Origin of the sequence: Snodgrassella sp. W8135 (genome assembly GCF_016101225.1) — a bacterium.
Taxonomy (GTDB): domain Bacteria; phylum Pseudomonadota; class Gammaproteobacteria; order Burkholderiales; family Neisseriaceae; genus Snodgrassella; species Snodgrassella alvi.
On sequence record NZ_JACFQX010000001.1, the window covers coordinates 241,822 to 265,352 of the forward strand.

Genomic DNA, 23,531 nt, shown 5'->3' on the forward strand with positions numbered 1-23,531 from the left:
CTACATTAATTGCATACATGTAAAGCGTTCAGTAAACGCCTGTATATTGATTGTCTGATAGCAGACTGATATTTGCCGTGGTAATAAATATGAGAATATCAGTAACAAGTATTCATAGAACTGAGTTAATGTGATTTAATTAATGGTCTCTACAATCTCGTATTCCTGCATTTTATATAATAATGTTCTTTTGCTGACGCCTAGAGAGCGGGCGGTATTTTCCCGGTGACCGTTATTCAGCCTCAATTCATTAATGATTAATTCTTTTTCATAAATTTTGACTTTTTCTTTTAAGGTAGCACCAAGCTGTTCATCTTCACTAAAATCAGGATGAAAATCAGGTGTTTTTTTATGAGCAATAATTTGTGCGGGCAAATCTTGCGGATAGATAAACAGTCCGTTGGACATGACTACTGCATGTTCGATGGCATTAGACAATTCACGCACATTGCCCGGCCATGGGTATTGATTAAGTACTTCTACCGCACTAATCGAAAAATCCAGTAACTCCTTATTATTTTCATGGCAAAACTGATTGGCAAAATAGCGCGCCAGCAGCATGACATCATTTTTCCGGTCACGTAAGGGTGGTAAGCTTAATTCCATTACGTTCAGTCTGTAGAATAAATCTTCGCGGAATTCACCAGTGCTGATCATATCCTGAAGGCTGCGATTGGTAGCGGCAATCAGCCTGAAATCAGTTTTAATTAATCTGCTGCCACCGATTGGTTCGAATTCTCTTTCCTGGATTACCCTCAGAAGCTTAACCTGAAGATTGGTTGACATTTCAGCTACTTCATCCAGAAAAAGTGTCCCTTGGTGTGCACGCTCAAATAAACCAATCTGGCGTTGATAAGCTCCGGTAAATGATCCTTTTTCATGTCCGAACAAAGTACTTTCCAGCAAGGTTTCCGGTAATGCACCGCAGTTTACTTTGATAAACGGGCCGGTTGAGCGGGTACTGTAATAATGAATGGTTTTGGCGACTAATTCTTTACCCGTACCGCTTTCACCAGTAATCAATACGGTGGTTTTGGTTTGTGAAATTTTGGCAATATTGCGGCACAGTTCCATCATATTCGGGCTGTTAGTCAGAATATGACCCTTATTATCCGAGCTGAATAATTCTATTTTCGGCGATAAATCCATTCCCTCTTTTTTAGCTTTGCTCAACTCCAGAGTACGTTTTATTAGTGCTTTGAGTTCATTCAGGTCAAAGGGTTTAACAATATAATCAATTGCACCGAGTTTTAATGCTTCTACCGCCGTATCCACACCGGCATAGGCGGTCATAAGGATGATGGATATATCCGTATAGTTCTGTTTAATTATTTTTAGTGCTTCCAGCCCGCTCATCTGAGGCAGGCGATTATCCATTAAAATTAAATCAACCGGCTGCTGTTCTAAGGTTTCAATAGCGTCTTCTGCATTATCAACAGCAATAACCTGATAATGTTCCTGTGATAAAAAAATAGATAACAGTTTGCGCAGATTTAATTCATCTTCGACAATTAAGATTTTTTCTGACATAAATTCCGGATTATTGTGTATCAGTTAACGGGAAGTGCTACTTCAACCGTAACACCATTGCTGTGCTCATTATTTTTAATGCTAATTTGCCCTTTATGTGAGGAAACTATTTTCTCTACCATGGCCAGACCCAGTCCGGTACCAGAAATTTTAGTGGTAAAAAATGGTGTAAAGATTTTATCCATTATTTCGCTTTTAATGCCTTCACCATCATCCTTTATCCGGATTAACTGATACTTTTGGTTAGCAGACATTAATGTAGAGATTTCAATGTTGCCCTGATCACTGACTGCCTGGATGGCATTGATTAATAAATTCAGTATTGCCTGTTTGATTAATTCTTTATCCAGATACAATGGCGGTAACTGGCTGGCTAATGAAAGAGTCAGGACGATGTTATTTGAGCGGTGAGATGAATTAACCAGTACCAGCACTTCATTAATCAGGTCGTTTAATTGCACCGAAACATAATAATTTTTTGAGGGTACTGAGAAATCAAGTAACTGCTGGATAACCTGATTAATCGAATCCACTTCTTTCAGAATAATCTCAAGATATTCATTTTGCTCAGCACGGGGTAAATCATTTTGCAGATATTGCACAAAACCGCGTACTGCAGCCAGCGGATTGCGGATCTCATGGGCAATGCCTGCCATCAGCTCGCCCAGTGCCACCAGGCGTTCGGTTTGCTGGATTAACTTTTCTACCTCTTCCCGTTCGGTAATATCTTTAAAAATAACAACAGCACCAATAATATTGCCCTGATAATCTTTCAGATGGCTGGTGCTGGCTGAGATTCGGATAATTTGCCGGGCAACCGGGAAATCTACTTCCACACCGACATGATCGATACCATTATATAAAGTATCCAGTAAAGGACTTTGAAAATTTTTATCATCAACTATGGTTGAATATGGCCGGCCAAGGACTTGTTCCAGCTGATAGCCGGTGATTTTTTCTGCAGCCGGATTTAACATGGTAATAAAGCCATTATTATCCACAGTAATAACCGCATCCAGTGTGTTTTCCAGAATCAGCTCGTTGATGGTTTTGGTTTTTCTGAGCTTTTCGGCCAGACTGTTAATTCCACTGACAATTTCATTCAGCTCACCGCGTATAACCGGCAGACGCCTGTCCAGCGAGAAGGGGAGTTTTTCCAGCCCCTGTTTGATTATATTGATATCAGTATTCAGTTTTCTGGATAAAACAGAAGCAATACAGATACAGCTCAGCATACAGATCAGGCTGATAATAATGACATTTTTATCAAATACAAACGCCTGTTTTTCAATGTCATCTAAAGTTTCATTAGCCCAGATATAGCCGATTATCTGATTATTGCGCACAATAGGAGTCATGGCATTCATGATATTGCCGCGGACTTGCTGGCCGGTTTCAATCATATGTCGGCCGCTGGTCATGACTTCACGCCCTTTATGCTCAGCCGGAATAGATTTACCAACATTCACACCATAGGCTGACTGTGGGGCATACAATACAATGGCATCTAATTGTTTATGATAATAACCGGCTGCAATATTCGGCATGTCTTTCAGCAGCGGTTCGATTTTAGGAGAGAGATACTGATTAAGCTGGGTAATTTGTTGTGTTCGGGGCAGGCTTTTATCCACTTGCTGGTAAGCATCACCTAAAAGCAAATCCAGAGTTTTGGTAATGGCATAAAGTTTATGGCTTTTTTCCTGTCTGAGAAGTTCGCGCCCTTCTTTATCAATTAGAACGGCACAGACAAAAATTGAAAAACAGGATAGGAAGGTCACCAGTAAAAAGATACGGGCACTGATTCGTTCCGGATATAGGCGCTGAAGAAAACTGGTGTTCATAAGTGCTCAAATATCCATAATTATCAATAAAATATTTTTAATATCCGGCTGATACACAGCCAAAATATTTATCTGAATTAATTTTAGATTATCAGATGAATTATGCAAATTAACAAGTCAGGCGATATCGGATAAATTCATTACCACCTGACTGATTAACCTAATCATATGTCTGTTAACCAGACATAACTCTTAGTTTGACCGGATTATCATTAACAGCGTTCCAGAATAACAGCCGTACCTTGTCCGCCGCCAATGCATAATGTTGCCAGACCCAGCTGTTTATCACGATGAAGCATAGAATAAAGCAGGGTAACCAGAATACGCGCACCGCTGGCGCCAATAGGATGACCCAGGGCAATGGCACCACCATGAATATTGGTTTTGTCCATGTCAAAATTCAGCTCGCGTCCGACACCGAGGAATTGAGCAGCAAAAGCTTCATTTGCTTCGATTAAATCGATATCAGACAGTTGCAGTGCTGCTTTTTGTAAAGCCAGCCGGGTTGCCGGTACCGGACCCATTCCCATTATGCTCGGATCGACGCCGCCAGAAGCATAGCTGCGAATATATGCCAGTGGTTTTAAGCCTAATTCTTTTGCTCTGGTTTCTGACATCAGCACAAGAGCAGCGGCACCATCATTAATACCGGAAGAATTACCTGCAGTCACTGTACCGTCTTTTTTAAACGCCGGTCTGAGTTTTGCCAGACCTTCCGCAGTGCTGTCTGCTTTGGGATATTCATCCTGTTTGAAGATAATATCGCCCTTGCGTGAGCTGATGGTAACCGGAACAATTTCTGCTTCAAAGTCACCATTGTTATTAGCTTCCGTAGCCAGCTTTTGAGAACGCAGTGCCAGTTTGTCCTGTTCCTCTCGGCTGATAGAATACTGTTCAGCAATATTTTCTGCCGTAATTCCCATATGGTAATGATTGGTAGCACAGGTTAATCCGTCATTCACCATGGTATCGTACAGTTCGGTATTACCCATTTTCAGTCCCCAGCGGGCTTTACTGCCAAGCAGATAGGGTGCCTGAGACATATTTTCCATACCGCCGGCGACAACAATATCATTGTCACCGGTTAAAATACTTTGTGTGGCCAGTACGATTGATTTAAGTCCGCTGCCGCATACCTTATTTACAGTAAAAGCCGGTACGCTGCTGGGAATACCCGCATTCAGTGCAGCCTGCCGGGCAGGATTCTGTCCCAGTCCGGCCTGAAGCACATTACCCATAATCACTTCATTTACCGCACCGGCATCCAGTGCAGCACGTTTTAAAGCTTCGTCAATAACGACTTTCCCCAAATTAATGGCACTGACAGAGGCTAGTGAACCATTAAAACTGCCGATGGCGGTGCGTGCAGCACTGACGATTACAATTTTTGTCATAATAAACTCCCTTTTTTAACTAGAAAAAGTACAGACCAATCAGGAATATCGGCGTAGTGAATATCAGCGCTGTCATACAATATCCCATAATGTCACGCACCCCGAGACCGGCAATAGCCAGTGCAGGTAATGCCCAGAATGGTTGCAGCATATTCATCCATTGTTCGCCGTAGGCAATTGCCATCGTAGATTTACCTAAATCAGCACCCAGAGCCTGTGCGGCAGGAATCACGAATGGGCCTTGAATAACCCAGTGGCCGCCACCTGACGGTACGGCAAAATTAATAATGCCGGAGCTGAAGAACGTCCAGATAGGGAAGGTATCCTTACTGGCAATATTGATGAAAAATTCAGTGATAAGACCACCCAGACCGGAATGTTCCATCATCAGCTGAATACCCGCATAAAACGGAAACTGAATGATAATACCGGCTGTGCTTCTGGCTGCATTGGAGACAGCCCGCATGTACGCCATAGGTGTACGGTGTAACAAAACACCGGCAGTCAGGAAGATCAAGTTAACGGTATTAATGGTGATATTAAAACCATTATGATAGAAGTAAATCAGCAGATAACTGATACCCAGAGCACCTACCAGCAAAGAAAGCAGCTTACTTTCTTCCATTTTTTCAGCTATGGTAGCTGTTTTCCGGTCAAGCTTACGCTGAAAATCAGGTTCCGGTGCCAGCAGCTCAGGATTAACCACATTCACCTTACCGTCAGTTCTGACCATAAACCGGACCAGAAGAGGTAAACAGATAATCAGCATAGAAGTAATAAAAATATTACTGGCTGAAAACATGGTCTGAGAAATCGGCACAATACCCTGCGGATTAGCGTCACTAATCATAAAGTGTGCAACAGGATTCCCCGGAGTTGCCGCCATTAAAGGCATTGATCCGGACAAACCGCCACCCCATGTCATAAAAGCAATATAAGCACAGGCGATCAGTAAGCCATAATCCACATTCTTAACCTGTCTGGCCACTTCCTTTGCCAGCATGGCACCTACAACCAGACCAAACCCCCAGTTTAAAATACAGGCAATGCAGCCGACAAAAGTAACCAGCATGGCTGCCTGTGTAGGAGTTTTGGCCAGAGAGGCAATAGACACCAGAACAGATTTCACCGGGGGTGAGCTGGCTAAGGCATGGCCGGTAACCACAATCAGAGCCATCTGCATACCAAAGGCCAGCAAATTCCAGAAGCCGTCCCCCCACATTTTTATCAGACCCAGAGGCTGTGAATCAGTTAATCCCCAGGCCATGAAAAAAATGATAAAAGTAAGCAGTAAAGCAAATATCAGCGGGTCAGGCAGATATTTACTGACCAGATTAGTCGTATGTCTGGATAAACGTGAAATCATAAAACTTATGCCCCTGTAGCAATGGACATCGTTTTCAGATTATCCGCAACAATAAACTCTGCTGTGGTATGCGCTTTTACAGTATCAACATCCACACCCTCAGCGGTTTCAATCAGATACATTTGACCGTTTATAAATTCAAATACAGCCAGCTCAGTAATAACCATGCTGACTTTACCTTTTGCAGTAAGCGGTAAAGTGCATTCCGGCAATATTTTCGGTTCGCCGGTTTTAGTACAGTGTTCCATGGCAATAATTACTTTTTTCGCACCTGTAACCAGATCCATAGCACCGCCCATACCCGGTACCATTTTTCCCGGTACCATCCAGTTAGCCAGATTGGCATGCTGGTCAACTTCCAGTCCGCCAAGCACACAGGCATCGACATGACCGCCGCGAATCAGCATAAAAGAAAATGCACTATCAAACATCGCCGCACCGGGAACAATGCCGCAAGGCTGACCGCCTGCATTAACAATATTCGGTTTATCAACTGTTTTAGGCCCCAGCCCCAGAAAGCCATTTTCTGATTGCAGCGTAATATTGATACCTTCAGGCAAGTAATTCACCACCTGAGTTGGTAAACCAATCCCCAGATTAACAACATCCCCGTTACGTAATTCCTGAGCAACACGGCGAGCAATTAATTCTTTTTTATCCATTGTCTTTATTCCTTAATCGTTAGTGCTAACCATAAAATCAACTAATGCTGCCGGTGTCATCACCGCATCAGGATGTATCTGGCCGACTTCTACCAGTTCATCAGCCTGAGCAATCACCGTGTCAGCAGCGGTAGCAATCAGCGGATTAAAATTACGTGCAGCATACTGATAGACCAGATTACCGTTGTAATCAGCCTTATGCGCATGAATGATGGCTAAATCAGCACGGATTGGCAGCTCAAGTAAATACTCACGATTATTAACTGATAAAACTTTCTTGCCTTCAGCAACAATCGTACCGACTCCAGTAGGTGTTAAAACTCCGCCCAGTCCGGCACCGCCGCAGCGAATCCGTTCAGCCAGCGTACCCTGAGGTACCAGCTCAACTTCCATCTCACCGGCAATCATTCTTCTGCCTGTTTCACGATTGGTGCCAATATGGGAAGTAATCACTTTTCTGACCTGATTATTGTTAATCAGCGGTCCGACACCAGTGTCTACAAAAGCTGTATCATTTCCGATAAGTGTTATATCCTTAATACCCGATTCCAGAATTGCATTCACAATCTTTGACGGCGTACCACACCCCATAAAACCGCCAAACATAATCGTCATACCGTCTTTAAGAAAATCCCGGATTTTATCGGTAGTGATTAATTTTGTTTGCATCAACGGCTCCTTGTTACACGTTAAAAATTCATCTATGCTTAAAAGCAAGCCACTTTGCTATTGCAATTTGTATACCAGATTGGAATAATGAAAATAAAATAATAAAATATTGATTTATAAAAATAAATTTTATATGACAAAAGGGTTTTGAATAAACTTGGCGCAGAAAATTGCACTTGCGTGCAAAAAAAATTGCACGATTAAGTATTCATTATTTATTTGACATTAATGATATGTAAGAAGTTACATTGATTTTAGTTACACCAGCAGACAAGAAAATAAAGTATCAGAATAATCCAGGAAAATAATTAATATTATGATTTATTGGATAAATAATTCTATATTGATAAAAATACTTTCAGTTTATTTTTATCATAAATTCTTCAGGAAAAATCCGATAAAGAAATTTGTACAAGGAAAAACTATATAGTATCTGTTTGGCGTGAATAAGCCATAATATATTTTATTAATTTTCTGATCTGAACTGATAAGCACAGAACCTGAATACGTTTATTAGAGTATAAAAGCAAATAGAATTTAAGCTATACAACCATATTTACAATTAAAAATATAGAACTACCAATGATTTGTATTTATTAGGCAGTTTTTGAGGCTTAAAATGGCTAAAAAGGCTTGACGAGTTTAATATCGACCCCTATAATGCGCTCTTCCTTTCCCTGATAGCTCAGTCGGTAGAGCGACGGACTGTTAATCCGCAGGTCCCAGGTTCGAGCCCTGGTCGGGGAGCCAAAGGGTCGTTAGCTCAGTCGGTAGAGCAGCGGACTTTTAATCCGTTGGTCGAGCGTTCGAATCGCTCACGACCCACCAGATTTCTTTATCAGGCTGTTTTAACTGATAAATATAATGATAAAACCGTACCAATAATTATTTGGTACGGTTTTTTTACATTAGAAAATGTAATATATATTTTAAAAATCTAGGTGAGTGTTCGAAGGTGAAAGCTTTAATTTTAAAATGTTATGATATTTATTTTTATAATAGAGCTTAAATTTTAATAATTGCTAATTAAAAATTTTGATTATTTTTCCACTCTTTTAATTTTTTTTGGATATAATCATTTGGTAATTTTTCCTGTTCTAATCGGTTAGCATTGTATTTATTGGATTGTAAAACAATAAATAAATCTTTTTCTGATGAGTCTAAGTTTACAGGAATATCAGAATAAGATTCTGATTCAGTTACCATATTGTTTTTATATAATTTTAATGTTTCTTCATCCATCATAAGTGTTTGAATATGAGGACATAAGGTTTTTGATAGACTTAATATTTTTAATCCCCAGCTATCAATATCTCCCCAGTACGCTACTCTTTTATTTTTTAACCATTGTGCACTAAGCCAATTCACATTATTACCGCCACCAATAACAGCAATCGTATCAGGTAATTCTGGTAGAGATAAACCAGATTGAATATTTTCTACTACTAAAATGTTGTTGGCGGGTAATTCATAATGGGTTAGGGTATGCTGATCCATTTGTAAGATAGGCAAGCCAGCTAAAGATTCTTGTGTTTTTTTGCATAATGGCTTAACTATTAACCAGCCTTTGGGATTGTCTAAACATCCTAGCCATTTCAATAAATTACCAGCTTGTGTAATTGCATTGTTATAGAGAACATCAAGTAAAGCACTCACCAGGATTTTATTATTTTCTAAAAACTTGGTATCAATACCTTTCAAAGGTAAGGAACGCAAATATAAGCCTTTCCCCATATTTGGAGTAAGTTGCTGTAATAAACTAGTAATGTTAATTGATTCCTGAGGAGTTAATTGTTCAACTATTGATAAATGTTGAATTAAAATTGGATAAAAGCGTTGGTCGTATGTCGTTAATGGTTCAATTATCTTGCTTAGCTTTTCAATTCTTTTTTCAATATCAGGCCCTAGAAATTCAAATAGTTCTTTCAGATTATTAAGAATTAAGGTTACAGGAATGCGTTGTAAACCTAAAGTATTGTATTTTTTATCTTGCCACTTTATCCAATGCTGTTGTGGAAAATCTTTCCATTGATTAATAAAATTTTTAAAATACATCATATTATCAAGTATCTGGTCACCAGTTGGTGTGCCTAGAGATATTTCAATTGGAAACTTTCGTTTATGCATTAAACGCTCTTTGAGATTCTTTTGTTTATCCCATTCTAGCTTTTTAATATGACTGTAAACCTCATCGGGTAGTTTGCCCCAATTTTCATTTAATTTTGTCATAAGCAGTTTATTATTATGTACATCACTCTAATCAAGATTGTTATACTCATATTGAGATTATTTAATAACATTTATGCGTATTTAGAGAATAGAAAAGAAACTTTCTTAATGCATATTTAGATTACACTATAATACATAATATCAAATCCATAATTATTGCGTTGAAGTGATCTCAATACCAAGAGATTTGGCTTGTTTCATAATTTCAGAATTTTTAATTAACTCACGTTGGGCGTCTATTTCTTCCCATGTTACTTCACTTAAGCTACTTTCATGTGTTTGTTGGTTTCGCTCAGCAATAAGCAGGGAACGAGCTGTTTCACGTGCTAGATTAAGGTTTTTATATGGTGTAATTAAATTAACGTGTATATGCAATGCTTTAAATACGCGCAGTACCCTCCGACTAACTGACTCAGCTGTATTAGAAAATGCTTCGTCTAAAAATACTGTGCAATATACGGGTTTATCATATCCATCTGGTGTAAGTGCGTAGGCGAGACTAGCTGCAACAATAGTGCCTGCAAATGATTCTTTTTCACCACCTGATTTACCACTAGAAGATTCAAGCACATCTATAACAGCTCCAGTTTGATTATCTAGTTCTTCAGCAAAAAAAGACATCTGATAACGAGGGTCAAGTAGACGTAGGCTTTCTAATGTATGTGCTGCAAGATTGCTGGCTTTATCCAGTTGTGAGACTATTTCTTTTAATATATTAAATCGTCGTTCGTGGTCGTCACTAGTAAATAAGCTTAGAGCATTTTTAAGTAATTTTGAAAATTCTATTACATTTGTATATTGTTCAATTTTGGTATTTAATTTTAGGTAAGTATTTTTTCTGAATTCCGTACGTTTTAATACTGTATTAATTACCTGAATACGTTCTCTAATTTCATCTTTTTCAGCCTCTAATTGTTGCTGAATTCTTGCTAATGATTCAGTTGCATGTTTATTTAAACGTTCTTTAAAGCGTTCTTGTAACTGAGGCAATCCTTCTTGCTCCAATTTGAATAGGTGATTGATATAATCTTCAATATAAGAAATGTCTGGAATCCAATCATTAGCAATAATAGGCCATTGTTGTTGGAAAGAAGACATGATTTTAACTAACTCTTTTCCTATATTTTCTTTTTTTTGATTTGTTTTCTTCAGAGATTCGTCAATTTGTTTGTAATAAAAATCTTGTTGTTCTATTACTAATGGCAAAGTATCATCTTTGTATTGTCCAATACGATGATTTAACATTAATCTTACATCGTGTTCAATTCCTTGCTCTGAATCTTTTCGTGCCTGATGAAGCAATACGTTTAAATTGTCTTTTTGAGTATTGTAACCACCTTGTTCTTCGTATAACTTTATAATTTCATCTTGTAAATTTTCATAAGCGTTTTTAGCCTCTTTCCAACGTAATTCAGCTTGTTCTAAGTCATCACCATTTTGTAACTCTGTCAATTTTTTTTGGATGCTATCAACTTCAGCTTTACACCTTGGTAAATTGATACTTTCCCAGCTATATTTTTGTAAATTTTTCCATAGTTCTATTTCCTGTTCAATAACTTGCAAATCATTACGCTTTTTCTGAGTAAGCGTATTTTGTTTTGCAATATCTTCTGTTAAAGAAGATAACTCCTGTTCTAATATTGCTAATCGGGCTTTATTAGAAAATCCAAGTTGCCAAGATTTTTTATCATTGATTTTATTTTGGTCTTTTTTTTCAAAACGCCCCTTTTCCAGATGAACTAAACCAGCCTGTGTTATGGAAAAAGGGGTTTTATCTAACTGTTCAGTAGAATCTACACAAGTTAAATCGAAACGCTCCAAATGTTTCTTTAACCAGTCGCGATAAGGATGATCACGCCAAATCAACTTGTGTAAATAGCCTTCAGGTTTAAATTCGATTTGTGACTTCAATTTTTGAAATGATTCTGGTACAACTTGTACCCTAACATGTAGGCCTGTATGACGAGTATTTAACCAGCGTGTTACCTGTGAGAAAACATTATAAGGGACTATCATTGTGGTCCTAAGTCCACCTAATGCTCTTTCTATTGCTCCTTGCCAGATATTTTCGCCTTCTTTGACATTAATTAATTCACCAATAAAGCGACATTGTTCAATTGTTAAATTTAAATCTGTGATCATTTCGTCGCGTAGTTGCTGAAATCTGAATGCAATATTAGAATCAGGCCTTAGCTTTATTAGGTTAATTTGTTCTTCGGTCTGATGATATTCACTCATTAAGTTGTTTAATTGGGCACGGATTTGAGCAAAATTAACTAGTGCATTTTCTTTATTCTGATCCAGATTTTGTAGTTTGTCTGTTGCCTTTTTTTGATTATTTTCAAAATTTATCTGAATTAGTTCTGAATTTAGACCTAATGTTTTGGTTTCCCGTTGATATATTGATGCTTGTTGGTTTATGCGGCTATAGTCTTCTTTTGCTTTTACAAGTTCTCTTTTTAAAGACTCAATACTATCGCCGCCAGCTTTTAGATAAGCGGCATGATATGATTCAATCTGTCGATTTATATTTAGCTTATTTTGTTCTTGTTCGTTAATTTGTTGCTGTAAAAAATCAATTTTTTGTTGTAATTCTTGAAGCTTATTTGTATACAGTTTACTTTTTAGTTTACCAAAATAAGGAATTAATCCATTTTTTTCTTGTTCAAGTTTATCCAATGTTTGTATACATTTAATATAAGCTTGATTGTGTTCAGGTAATTGACCCAAATGTATATATTGTTTTTTGACATCAATTAGCTCGTTATGAGTAGCTTCTAAGGCCGAAAATTCTTTTACAACATTACGAGCTTCTTCTTTAATTTGGCTTGATTCAAGTACTAATTCACGAATAAGGGTTGTTAAATCATCGATTTTTTTCAAACCCAAAGCTCGGGATAATAGGGCTGGAGCATTTTTATTATCAATATGTAGCAGTTTACGATACATTGCTTGATAGTCATCAAAAATGTTATTTGAATAAACAATGGTTGCATCATTACTTAAATACTGTTTAAGAGTACGTCGCTCACCATCTTTAAAATGTTCTAGTAATTCTTTAAGTTGAAGATTACGATTAGCAATAACATAGTGACGATAAATATCTGCAGAAGATGTTGCTGTTGGAGTAGCCCAAAATAATACTGCTAGTGTAATGTAATTACCATTGTCAGCCTTGTAACAGGCTCGTAGACCAGTAATAACTGATTGGTCTCGCTTGCTTTTTACTTTTGTTTTGCTGCCGTCATGTGCTGAACCGAAATTACCGCGCATATAGGAAAGTAATGTTCTATCTTTACTATCTCCTTGAGCTGCAGCAACGTTGAAACTAGCACGTCCAGCAGGCAGCAGTAATGCCATTAATCCATCAATAAATGTGGTTTTACCTGAACCATTATCTCCAGTAACCAATGTACCGATAGGATCAATTTTGGCCGTATGCAAACCATGAAATGATCCCCAGTTATATACAGAAAGTTCATTTAAGCGAATTTGACCATCGTTAAATGGCTCATTATCAATTATGGATTTATTCATTTGATTCTTCTTTCACTGTATCTGCTTTATCTGATTGCACTTTTTCACTTAGTTTTTTATATTCTAAAAGCATGTTTTCCAAAAAGTTAGCATTCACAACATAACGGATGATAGGTGTAATTTCATAACGGTCATTACTGCCACGTACGTTAGCAAGGATATGGCGTTCTTTCATGCGGTTTAATGCCGCATTAAGGCTTTTCCTTTCGATGGTTGAATGATTTGTTATGGGTGCAAAAGGTTTTAAAAGTTCTTCAATATGCTCAAAACTAATAATTATTTTACTTTCACCGACTGTTTCTCGGTCCTGAAAGTATTTACGTAAAACAAGTAATATCAATGTGTCGTGAACTGTCAGTTGTCGCCTATGAATTAATGGTGATATTTCATCATTTTCTTCTAATGTTTCACTCATCTGAGCTACGTAAGCTACCCCTGTAGTTGGATCTAATATTAATTTTAGATATATATTGGCTAAGTAAGAATCAATTTGAACATGGTAATGACTGATAATAGAAAAAAGATTATTTTTTTGTGAAGCTAAAATAACACCATTTTTGAGCAGAGCTACTAAAGCATGTTTGGCTTCTTTGGGAAGTAAGTTGGACTCTGGTTGAGGATTATTATCAGATTGTAATAATGATGATTGTGTTGTTTCAATTTCTACTTGGTTATGAATAGACTCATCAATTGTTGGACTAATTGGATCACTAGTAACCATTTTTGCACAAAATTGATCAAAAAATTCACCACCTGATGTTGATTTATTATTTTTTTCTTCGTTCATAAAGAAAGCTCTTCCAAATTGTCGGGAAAAAGTGAGGCACTGAGTAAATATTTAGGTAGGGTAGCTTTGATTTGAATACCCTGCTTATCTTGAATAATAATAGACTCTTTTTCATTTAAGTCAGTTGCTTGAATATGTTGCGCAATTCTTAAATAGGCTACTAATTCTTCTAGTCCAAAATTAATTGGTTTTTTTTCAACTAGGCCAGCTATAGTTAATGGTCCAAAGGTACAAAGATTATGATAGATTGAATCAGCTACTTCTTTAATTTGGATGGTATCTAATAAAGTTAATACTGTTTCACTCGGGACTACTGAATTTGTATGCTCAGTGATGTCGGTTATTTGTATTGCAGCGATTGGTTCTTTTAAGCATATTGAATCGGGAGAGTTAATTTCGATATTACCAGTAGGTAAAATTAAGTTGGTAGCTTGTTTAAGGTTAATATTATTTTTACTGAAATTAACTGCTAACTGTTCAAGTTGTGTTATGAGTCGATCAACAGTTCTTTTTTCCTGTGCTGCGCCACTTTTTATGTAAGTTTTCAAATTTTCTTCTGTTCGACGACGAATTTGAAATATATGTTCACTTTCTTGAGTGAGCTCCTGTAATAGACGTTTGAGAAATTTTCGTTGTCGTGGTTGTAAATAGTTGTCTGAAATTTGGTTAAGAATAATATCTAGTTGTTCTTTGAATTCGGTTGAGCGGTTTGAATCACAAAGCAGCTGAAAAAAACTTTCAAATGCACTACCTGCATCGCTTTGAGCAAGTAAAGCTTCTTGATCCATAGTTGCTTGCAATACTTCTCCGCGATTATTATCTTTCTCTATCATTTTGATGCGAATTTCTTGATCCAGACGGCGAATCTCATCTTCGACATAGCGAAAATCATTGGTTAATACTGAAGCAAGTTGATAGATTTCTCTCAATCTTTCTCTTCGTTGTTGGTCAGATAATGTATTGATACCTTTAGTTTGTATGATTGTAATTTCTTTTTCCAGCTCAGCTTTACGTTGATTAAGTAAGGCAATTCTTTCTTCAGGATTTTCGTTTAATGCGATAACCAGTTCTCTAACAGCCTCTTGTACAATACGTAGATGTGAAGCACTGGTGTTTATGTTACGCTCATCAAAGCTTTGACAAAAACGTAATGCAATTTCGCATGTATCTGTTTTGGTCAATTTATTGTCCATCTCACGTAACCAGCCATCTTTGACCCATTGATTAATATAAATAGCTGCTGGTGTATCGGCATACCAGTGATTTTTTTCCAACTCTGCATCTAATAAAATGCGAGCCTGACTATAGGATATTTCGTTTTGTCCAGACGAAAATACTTGCTCAATAAAAGCTAAAATGAGAGGCGCTGTAGTTGCTCTAAGTAATTTCCAGACCTTGTTTTCTTCATAAAGTCGCCTATATTTTGCTAGTGAATGTGAAAAGTTCATTACCTAGTTTTTATACTCTAATGGAAATCTAAATATTAACTTTATTTTAAGTATAAAGCATATATTTAGAATATCTAAAACTGATTATTTAGGTGATTATTTACTTTTTTACAACGAATTCAGGAATGATTGTTAAAGTAAATATAGTTTTAATAAAAAATTTATTTTATATATTAATTTTTATTTTAATTACTAATTTAAGCACTAAATTATATTATGGGCTTATTTACCAATTATTGATTTGTTATTTATTATATCGATATTGTTATGATTTTAATTTTTACAGATAATTAGAATTGATATTACTATATGTCATTATAGAATTCTTCTCTGAATGGTTCTATGTAAAGAGTTTTGCTCAAGTGGTTTTGTTTATGTAGTAGATTTCCGATATTTTACTGTGATGTGTAGAAAGTTTCATCTGTATTAATTAATCATTTATTTTTGTATAATTTGTGATTTCAGTACAGATTAAACAAAAGTAGGGTGGTTATAGCTGAAAACTATATTTTTAAATAGGTATAGTTTTTACAGGGAAAAATAATTAGTCAAAATTGGAAATGAGTTGTTTAGTTTCAATGTCATATCTTTTGTAAATAATCAGATTATGGTAGCTCCTAAAGTATTCTGAAAGTGCTTTAATGCCCATGAATGTCCTACCGGGTCAAAGCTGGCAACAGCATGCTGATGCACGACAATCTGATAATTAAGGTTATATGCATCAACTGCTGTATGTAATACGCAGATATCAGTACATACACCGGTTAAATGTATTTCGGTAATATTTCTTTCACGCAGGCGTAAATCCAGATCTGTTCCGCTGAATGCAGAGTAGTGGTGTTTATTCATCCAGTAAACTTGCGGATTGGTTTGATTGGCTATGTAGAGCTGTTTCAATGAACCGAAGAGATTCTGACCGTGGGTACCTATGATATTATGCGGCGGAAATAATTTATTTTCCGGATGGTACTTATCATCAGGTTCGTGCGCATCAATTGCAAATACCACAAAATCTTTCTGCTCAATAAACGTTCTGGTCAGATTTACCATTTTGTTTTCTATGGCTTGTCCCGCCTGACCGGTTGTCAGTGCTCCGTCTGTGGCAATAAAGTCGTTGGTATAGTCGATTGAAATAAGTGCTTTCATATGTCATTTATCAAATTGTTATTGTTGTCTGAGTTTTGTGAATTATAAATCATAAGTTAAACTAATTTTATTTTATTGTGTCTATTGGTGTTTATAAAATTTTTTTAGTCAAGGTTGAATTTGCGAGTTCGAATCTCGTGCCCGATCCAATGCTTAAACTATAGACATCCTGAATTTCTTAAATAACATAAAAAAACAAATGATTATATGTTTTTATAATCGATATGAAATAATTGAAAACTACCTAAAAATACTTAATTTAAGTACAAATTTAAAGTAAATTATTTTTTAAATAAGTACATCTTGTACTTATCTGTATATACAAACTGATACGTAGTTTTGTTTATACTTGCTTAGGCCTCTTGATGTTTTCTATTGTATTTACGTTTAGTTCATTTTCTCTTTCCTAATCTAACTCAGAATTAATTCTGAGTTAGATTAGGAGATGCATTAATAGAGAGTGATTCTTTGTTTGAGAACACTATCAGTTAAACATTAAAAAATTCACAAAAAATTTCAATGTCTATGGCTATTTATTAAGATATACAGCCTTTCAATAATTTTCCTAAATGCCTTATCTTGTAAGGCTTTTCATGATTTGAGTATGCTGTAGCTCAGGATATGATTCAATACTACATCAAACAAAGTTATACTGAAAAAGAAGTATAGTTCTTACTTATATGGCTTTGGTGCCTGAGAATGGCAGGAGAAGATATATAAAAGCTATTGTAGTTTAATATAAAATGTGATTATTTTTAATAGGTTAAATCAATATCTCAGCATAAAAAAATAGTAATAAAAACTATTGAAGTAAGAGATTAACAATTAACTCTTTAGTTAATTGATTTTTTCTTCTAGAATGAAAGATAAATAATATATTAATTGGTATATAGATGATTACAGGCGACCATAAGAGTCAAATTGATAGTATTTGGGATACGTTTTGGAGTGCAGGGTTAACTAGCTCTATTGCTGTATTGGAGCAAATGACTTATCTATTTTTCATAAAAATGCTGGATGACAGTCAGCTCAAAAGAGAAGCAAATGCTCAGGCACTAGGAGGCACGATTAAAGCCCCTATTTTTAAAAATGGTGAATCCTGGCAAAACCCAGAGACAGAACAAACGCTTCCCTATGAAGATTTACGATGGCACAAATTCAAAAATTTTAATGCCACAAATATGTTTAATATCGTTCGCAATGATGTATTTGTGTTTATTAAAACTCTAGGTACAGGTAAAGATAGCGCTTTTAGTCGCTATATGGCTAATGCCATTTTTATGATTCCTAACGAACGGACTTTATCCAAAATTGTAGATGGTATCGATAACCTCGACATGAATGATAAAGATACTATGGGCGATGTCTATGAATATATTTTAGGGAAAATGGCAGCTAGTGGTACTAATGGTCAATTTCGGACTCCTCGTCATATTATTCGTATGATGGTGCAGCTAATGAAGCCCACTATTGAGGATAATATTTGTGATCCTGCAATGGGTTCAGCAGGCTTTATTGTTGAGTCAGCCGCGTATATTAGCGAGCATTATAAAAAGGAATTAGCCAGAAAAGAAAATGCTGAGCATTATAAAAACACTATGTTCCATGGTTTTGATACTGATCAAACCATGTTACGTATTGGTGCCATGAATATGATGTTACATGGGGTAGATAATCCGAATATTAACTATCAAGATTCCCTCTCCGAAGATAATCAAGATAAAAATCTTTATTCACTGGTATTAGCTAATCCACCATTTACAGGTAGCCTTGATTATGAAGTGGTAGATAATAGCTTATTAACTATTGCCAAAACTAAAAAAACCGAACTACTTTTTTTGAGTTTATTTACCCGTATTTTAAAATCAGGTGGGCGTTGTGCTTCTGTTGTGCCTGATGGTGTATTATTTGGTAGCAGTAAAGCACATTTAGCCATTCGTAAAGAGTTAGTAGATAACCAGCAACTTGAAGCTATTATTTCTATGCCATCAGGCGTATTTAAGCCCTATTCAGGCGTATCTACTGCTATTTTAATTTTTACTAAAACCAATGCAGGTGGTACCGATAAAGTTTGGTTCTATGATATGCGTGCTGATGGCTATAGTTTAGATGATAAACGCAGCCCAATAGAAACCAATGATATTCCTGATATTATTGCTCGTTATAATAGTTTAGAAAATGAAGCTAATCGTACTCGTAAAGAGCAATCTTTTTTTGTACCTAAAGATGAAATAGTGGCTAATGGATATGATTTAACGGTTAATAAATATAAAAAAGTTGAACGAGAAAAAGTAGAATATGAAAAACCTGAAATAGTATTAGCTCGTATTAAAATGCTACAAAATGAAATAGATCAAGCCATTACTAACTATGAAAGGTTAACTAAAGAATGAATGAAAATTTTTCATATCAAAAAATAGAGGAGCTAGTAGATATTGGTCTTGGATTTACACATACTCCATCTTATACAACATCAGGCATTCCTTTTTTATCAGTCAAGAATATTACAAATGGAGAAATATCTTTTAATTCTACAAAATTTATTAGTAAAGAGGAGTTTGAAAAAGCCCCAAATGGAGCTAAACCTCAAAAAGGGGATGTACTATTCGGACGAGTGGGAACTATAGGATATCCTCATGTTATAGAAACAGATATTTCGTTTTGTACATTTGTAAGTTTAGGATATATGAGAATAAAGGACAGCAATATCCTTTGTAATTATTATTTAAAGTATTGGATGAAGTCAGATTTATTTTATTCACAAGTTCTAAGTAATATTCAAGGAATTGCAATAAAAAATTTGAATACTGGATGGTTAAAAAATTTTATTATTCCTACTCCTCCTCTTCCTATCCAAGAACAAATAGTAAAAGAACTAGATACACTAAGCGATATTATTACCAAAAAGAAAGAACAGTTTGCAGAACTGGATAAACTTGCTCAAGCTACTTTTTATGATATGTTTGGTGATCCTGTAGAGAATGAGATAAAGTGGGAAAGAAAAAAATTAGGGGATTTGTGCAATATTGTAAGAGGGGGCTCTCCTCGACCAATCTCTAATTATTTAGGAGGGAATATTCCCTGGATAAAAATAGGTGATGCTAGTAAGGGAAATAATATATATTTACACTCCACTCAGGAGCATATTATTAGCGATGGTGTTAAGAAAAGCCGTTTAATACCAGCAGGAAGCCTTATATTTGCAAACTGTGGAGTTTCTTTAGGATTTGCTAGGATAATTACTTTTGACGGTTGTATCCATGATGGATGGTTAGCATTTAATAAAATATCTGAAACACTTAATGAGATTTTTTTGCTGAAATTAATTAATGTTCAAACTGATTATCTCAGGGCTTCTGCTCCAGACGGAACACAACCTAACTTGAATACAACTATAATGAAAAATTTTCCTATTATACTTCCTCCTATTTCTCTCCAAAATCAATTTGCTGAAAAAATAGAAGCCATAGAGCAACAAAAAGCATTAATTAATCAATCAATCACAGATACACAACTTCTATTTGATTACACGATGGATAAATATTTTAATTAACTAAATTCGTTAGGTGAGCGTCCTAATTATGAAACGGAACTTTGATTTTTTGAGTACATTATCTGATTTTGCAGTGTTATATAACTACTGTCATGAAGCTGAAGTAAATCAAAAAAGCGACCCTAAGCAATCAGCGCTTAATGCAAGATTTGCCTTAGAATATACCGTTAAAATCATTTATATTCTACATAATTGGGCTATCCCTAAACGTAGTAGTCTATTTGAATTAGTAGATAATGAAGACTTTCGTCGTTTTATTAATGATAATGAGTTAATGGTTGCTTTGCATTATATTCGCCGAGCTGGTAATAATGCTGCTCATTTAGAAAAGGTTACGGCGAAAGAGTCATTATTTGCTTTATTAAATTTGCATAGTTTTGTCAGTGCCGTATTAGTAAAACTCGGTGAAGTTACTGATGTGGTGACTTTTGATAAAACACTCCTTATAGAAAATAAAGGCAGTATTAGTAAAGCATCGGCAACCTTTGTAGAACCCAAAAAAAAGGTTATTCATAAATATCGTGAACAAATAGCAGAATACGGTACGCTTAATGCTAAAAATCCCCAATATTTTACCGAAGCGGAAACACGCAGTTTCTATATTGACCAACAATTGCGTGAAGCTGGTTGGGAAGTTTTAGCAAAGAAAAATATTATAACGCCTAGTAAAGCCTGTATTGAAATTTTTGTAGAAGGTATGCCAAGTAATTCAGGAGAAGGCCATGTAGATTATGTGTTATTTGGTCGTAATGGTGTTCCTTTAGCCTTAATTGAAGCCAAAAAGACCAGTAAGAGCGTGTCTGTAGGTAAGCATCAAGCTACGCTTTATGCAGATTGTTTAGAAAAAAAATATGGCGTGTGTCCTGTTATTTATTGTAGCAATGGTTATGAAACTCATCTGATAGACGGCTTAGGTTATCCCTCTAGATTAGTGTTTGGTTTTCACACTATTGATGAGCTTGAGCTACTTATTCAGCGTAAAGAGCGTAAGGATATAACCGATCCTACTGATCCTGCTATAAAAGATGAAATTACTAATAGGGCTTATCAGAAACAGGCGATTACTGTGGTACGTGAGCATTTTAATAGAAAGCGTCGCCGCGCTTTATTAGTTATGGCTACAGGGACAGGCAAAACGCGGGTAGCAATTTCACTGGTTAAGTTACTCACACATAATGACTGGATTAAAAATGTGCTTTTCTTAGCTGACCGTACTGCACTTGTTAAACAAGCACATAAAAACTTTACTAAGCTTTTGCCCTCTGTAACTACTTGCATTTTATCTGACCATACTAATAAAAAACGCGACCTTAATGCACGTATTATGTTTTCTACCTACCATACGATGATTAAGCATATAGATAGTGATGCTAAAGCGTTATCTATTGGGCGATTTGATTTAATAATTGTTGATGAGGCACATCGTTCTATTTTTGGACGCTTTGGTGCTATCTTTGATTATTTTGATTCGTTATTGTTAGGTTTAACCGCTACCCCCAGGGAAGATATAGATCGCAGTACCTATCAAGTGTTTGAGGCTGAGCAAGGCATTCCAAATTTTAGTTATGAATTAGAAGAGGCCATTGCTGATAAATATCTTGTTCCTTATAAGGGCTTTAAAAGGCATTCTCAGCATTTGCGACAAGGTATAAAGTATGATGACTTAAGCCAAGACGAAAAAGATCAGCTAGAAAAAGTATGGGAATACGAAACTACTATTCACGATATAGAAGATGAAGACTATAAACGTGATATTGCTAATAGAGAAATGTTTAACTATATCTTTAATGACAATACTATTGATAAAGTATTGCAAGATTTAATGAGTAATGGCTTAAAGGTACAAAGCGGTGAGCGTATTGGTAAAACCATAATCTTTGCCTACAACCACAAACATGCCAAACAAATCGTTGAACGCTTTGAAAAATTGTACCCGCAATACGGTGCTGAGTTTTGTGTATTAATTGATTATTCGGTTAATTATGCACAGAACCTGATTGAACGTTTCGAAGTGAGAGATAAAGACCCACAGATAGCTATATCTGTGGATATGCTGGATACAGGTGTTGATATTCCTGATTTATTGAATTTAGTCTTTTTTAAAGAAGTAAAATCCAAGATTAAATTTATGCAGATGATTGGCCGCGGCACTCGGCTATCCCCTGATATCTTCGGCACAGGTGCAGATAAAGAAGAGTTTTATATCTTTGATTATTGCCAAAACTTTGAGTTTTTTAGCCTTAATCCACAGGGTGCTAATGCAAAAGCCACGCAATCGCTGACAGATAGAATTTTTTGCTTAAAATCCGAAATTGCTTTTGAGTTGCAATCCACTAAATATCAAGAGGATGAATATGCAAGGCAATTGCATGATGCATTAAAAACCGAATTGAAAGGGCAGATTGAAACGCTTAATCCAAATCATATTAATGTAAGAAAAAACCGTTTATATGTTGATAAGTTTAGGTTGGCTGATAGCTGGCAGTATCTTTCTCTGTTAGACCTTAATGAGTTAAAAACCTATATTGCTCCTATATTAAGCCCTACCCAAGAAGATGAAAGTGCCAAGAAATTTGATTTATTACTATTTAATATTCAATTGAGTTTATTGAATAAGTCTAAAAAGGCAAGTAAAAGCCAAAAGAGTGTCATCGATTTAGTACAGGCACTCTATGAGAAAGGTACTATTAAAGAGATAAAAGAGAAAATCGCAATTATTAAAGAGGTATTAACGGATAGTTTCTGGCAAACACTAGAACTGGATAAACTTGAACATGTGCGTGTTGAGTTGCGTGATTTAATAAAGCATTTAAAGGACGATGCTAATGGTCAAACATTTAATGTAGATATTGAAGACTTTATTGAATATATAGGTGAAACAGAAAGCTTATTTTCTGTGAAAACTTACAAACAACGTGTTATCGATTATTTAATTGAAAACTCCTGGAATCCCGTTATTCAAAAAATACGTAATCTTGAGCCTATTACTCGTGCTGATACTGTTGAACTTGAAAAAGTATTATGGAACGAACTTGGAACAAGAGAGGAATATAATAAATTTACTTTTAATACTCTAGCGGGCGGTAATGTAGCTGCCTTTATACGTTCTATTGTTGGTTTGGATAAACAAGCCGCTGAAAAACGTTTTAGTCAGTTTTTATCCGATAATCAGCTTAATTCACAACAGCAAGAGTATTTAAAAACCATTATAAATTATGTGAATGAAAATGGTGATATCACTACTGATATATTGATCAATGAGTCACCTTTTGACAGCTATGACTGGCAGGAAGTGTTTGGCGATAATGTAGCCTTTATTTCAAAATATGTTAATACTTTACACTCAGTTATTGTTGCGAGTTAGTATAC

14 protein-coding genes and 2 tRNA genes are annotated in these 23,531 nt (G+C 35.9%); 5 read left to right on the top strand and 11 right to left on the bottom strand.

Annotated elements, in window-relative coordinates; translation table 11 throughout:
• Positions 1 to 135: 135 nt before the first annotated feature.
• The 6 genes from H3T75_RS01050 to atoD form a co-directional block, all read right to left on the bottom strand.
• Complete coding sequence (locus H3T75_RS01050) at positions 136 to 1,530, bottom strand: sigma 54-interacting transcriptional regulator (protein WP_041878951.1); 1,395 nt, start codon at positions 1,528 to 1,530, stop codon at positions 136 to 138.
• A gap of 20 nt (positions 1,531 to 1,550) precedes the next feature.
• Entirely contained in the window at positions 1,551 to 3,371 is a 1,821-nt protein-coding gene (atoS, locus tag H3T75_RS01055; protein ID WP_198210787.1) for a two-component system sensor histidine kinase AtoS, read from the bottom strand.
• 212 nt (positions 3,372 to 3,583) lie between these two features.
• The gene (locus tag H3T75_RS01060) at positions 3,584 to 4,765 is read right to left on the bottom strand and encodes an acetyl-CoA C-acetyltransferase (protein WP_198210788.1); all 1,182 of its coding nucleotides are present in this window, start codon (positions 4,763 to 4,765) and stop codon (positions 3,584 to 3,586) included.
• Positions 4,766 to 4,784: 19 nt separating this feature from the next.
• Entirely contained in the window at positions 4,785 to 6,131 is a 1,347-nt protein-coding gene (locus H3T75_RS01065; protein WP_025331312.1) for a TIGR00366 family protein, read from the bottom strand.
• Between the two features lie 5 nt (positions 6,132 to 6,136).
• Positions 6,137 to 6,793: a 3-oxoacid CoA-transferase subunit B gene (locus H3T75_RS01070; protein WP_198210789.1), complete on the bottom strand. Its 657-nt coding sequence runs from the start codon at positions 6,791 to 6,793 to the stop codon at positions 6,137 to 6,139.
• Positions 6,794 to 6,805: 12 nt separating this feature from the next.
• Positions 6,806 to 7,462, bottom strand: coding sequence for an acetate CoA-transferase subunit alpha (gene atoD, locus H3T75_RS01075; protein ID WP_025331310.1), 657 nt, complete (start codon positions 7,460 to 7,462; stop codon positions 6,806 to 6,808).
• A gap of 674 nt (positions 7,463 to 8,136) precedes the next feature.
• Between atoD and H3T75_RS01080 the strand changes: the two genes are divergently transcribed.
• Positions 8,137 to 8,212, top strand: a tRNA-Asn gene (locus H3T75_RS01080).
• 2 nt (positions 8,213 to 8,214) lie between these two features.
• Positions 8,215 to 8,290, top strand: a tRNA-Lys gene (locus tag H3T75_RS01085).
• 198 nt (positions 8,291 to 8,488) lie between these two features.
• Here the strand turns inward: H3T75_RS01085 and H3T75_RS01090 are convergent.
• From H3T75_RS01090 to H3T75_RS01110, 5 genes are all read right to left on the bottom strand, one after another.
• Positions 8,489 to 9,691 carry a DUF3322 domain-containing protein gene (locus tag H3T75_RS01090; protein WP_198210790.1) on the bottom strand — a complete coding sequence of 401 codons (1,203 nt, stop codon included), beginning with the start codon at positions 9,689 to 9,691 and terminating at the stop codon, positions 8,489 to 8,491.
• A gap of 153 nt (positions 9,692 to 9,844) precedes the next feature.
• Entirely contained in the window at positions 9,845 to 13,228 is a 3,384-nt protein-coding gene (locus H3T75_RS01095) for an ATP-binding protein (protein WP_198210791.1), read from the bottom strand.
• Positions 13,221 to 14,015 carry a DUF4194 domain-containing protein gene (locus tag H3T75_RS01100; protein ID WP_198210792.1) on the bottom strand — a complete coding sequence of 265 codons (795 nt, stop codon included), beginning with the start codon at positions 14,013 to 14,015 and terminating at the stop codon, positions 13,221 to 13,223. The genes H3T75_RS01095 and H3T75_RS01100 overlap by 8 nt, the downstream gene beginning before the upstream one ends.
• A complete protein-coding gene (locus tag H3T75_RS01105) occupies positions 14,012 to 15,463 on the bottom strand; it encodes a DUF3375 domain-containing protein (protein ID WP_198210793.1) in 1,452 nt (483 codons plus the stop codon). Before H3T75_RS01105 ends, H3T75_RS01100 begins: the two co-directional genes overlap by 4 nt.
• Positions 15,464 to 16,063: 600 nt before the next feature.
• The gene (locus H3T75_RS01110) at positions 16,064 to 16,609 is read right to left on the bottom strand and encodes a cysteine hydrolase family protein (RefSeq protein WP_198210794.1); all 546 of its coding nucleotides are present in this window, start codon (positions 16,607 to 16,609) and stop codon (positions 16,064 to 16,066) included.
• A gap of 893 nt (positions 16,610 to 17,502) precedes the next feature.
• Between H3T75_RS01110 and H3T75_RS01115 the strand changes: the two genes are divergently transcribed.
• The 3 genes from H3T75_RS01115 to H3T75_RS01125 are packed head-to-tail and all read left to right on the top strand — an operon-like array spanning position 17,503 to position 23,526.
• Complete coding sequence (locus H3T75_RS01115) at positions 17,503 to 19,002, top strand: class I SAM-dependent DNA methyltransferase (RefSeq protein ID WP_198210795.1); 1,500 nt, start codon at positions 17,503 to 17,505, stop codon at positions 19,000 to 19,002.
• A complete protein-coding gene (locus tag H3T75_RS01120) occupies positions 18,999 to 20,162 on the top strand; it encodes a restriction endonuclease subunit S (protein WP_198210796.1) in 1,164 nt (387 codons plus the stop codon). Before H3T75_RS01115 ends, H3T75_RS01120 begins: the two co-directional genes overlap by 4 nt.
• 49 nt (positions 20,163 to 20,211) lie before the next feature.
• Positions 20,212 to 23,526 carry a DEAD/DEAH box helicase family protein gene (locus H3T75_RS01125; RefSeq protein ID WP_198210797.1) on the top strand — a complete coding sequence of 1,105 codons (3,315 nt, stop codon included), beginning with the start codon at positions 20,212 to 20,214 and terminating at the stop codon, positions 23,524 to 23,526.
• The last annotated feature ends 5 nt before the right edge of the window (positions 23,527 to 23,531 follow it).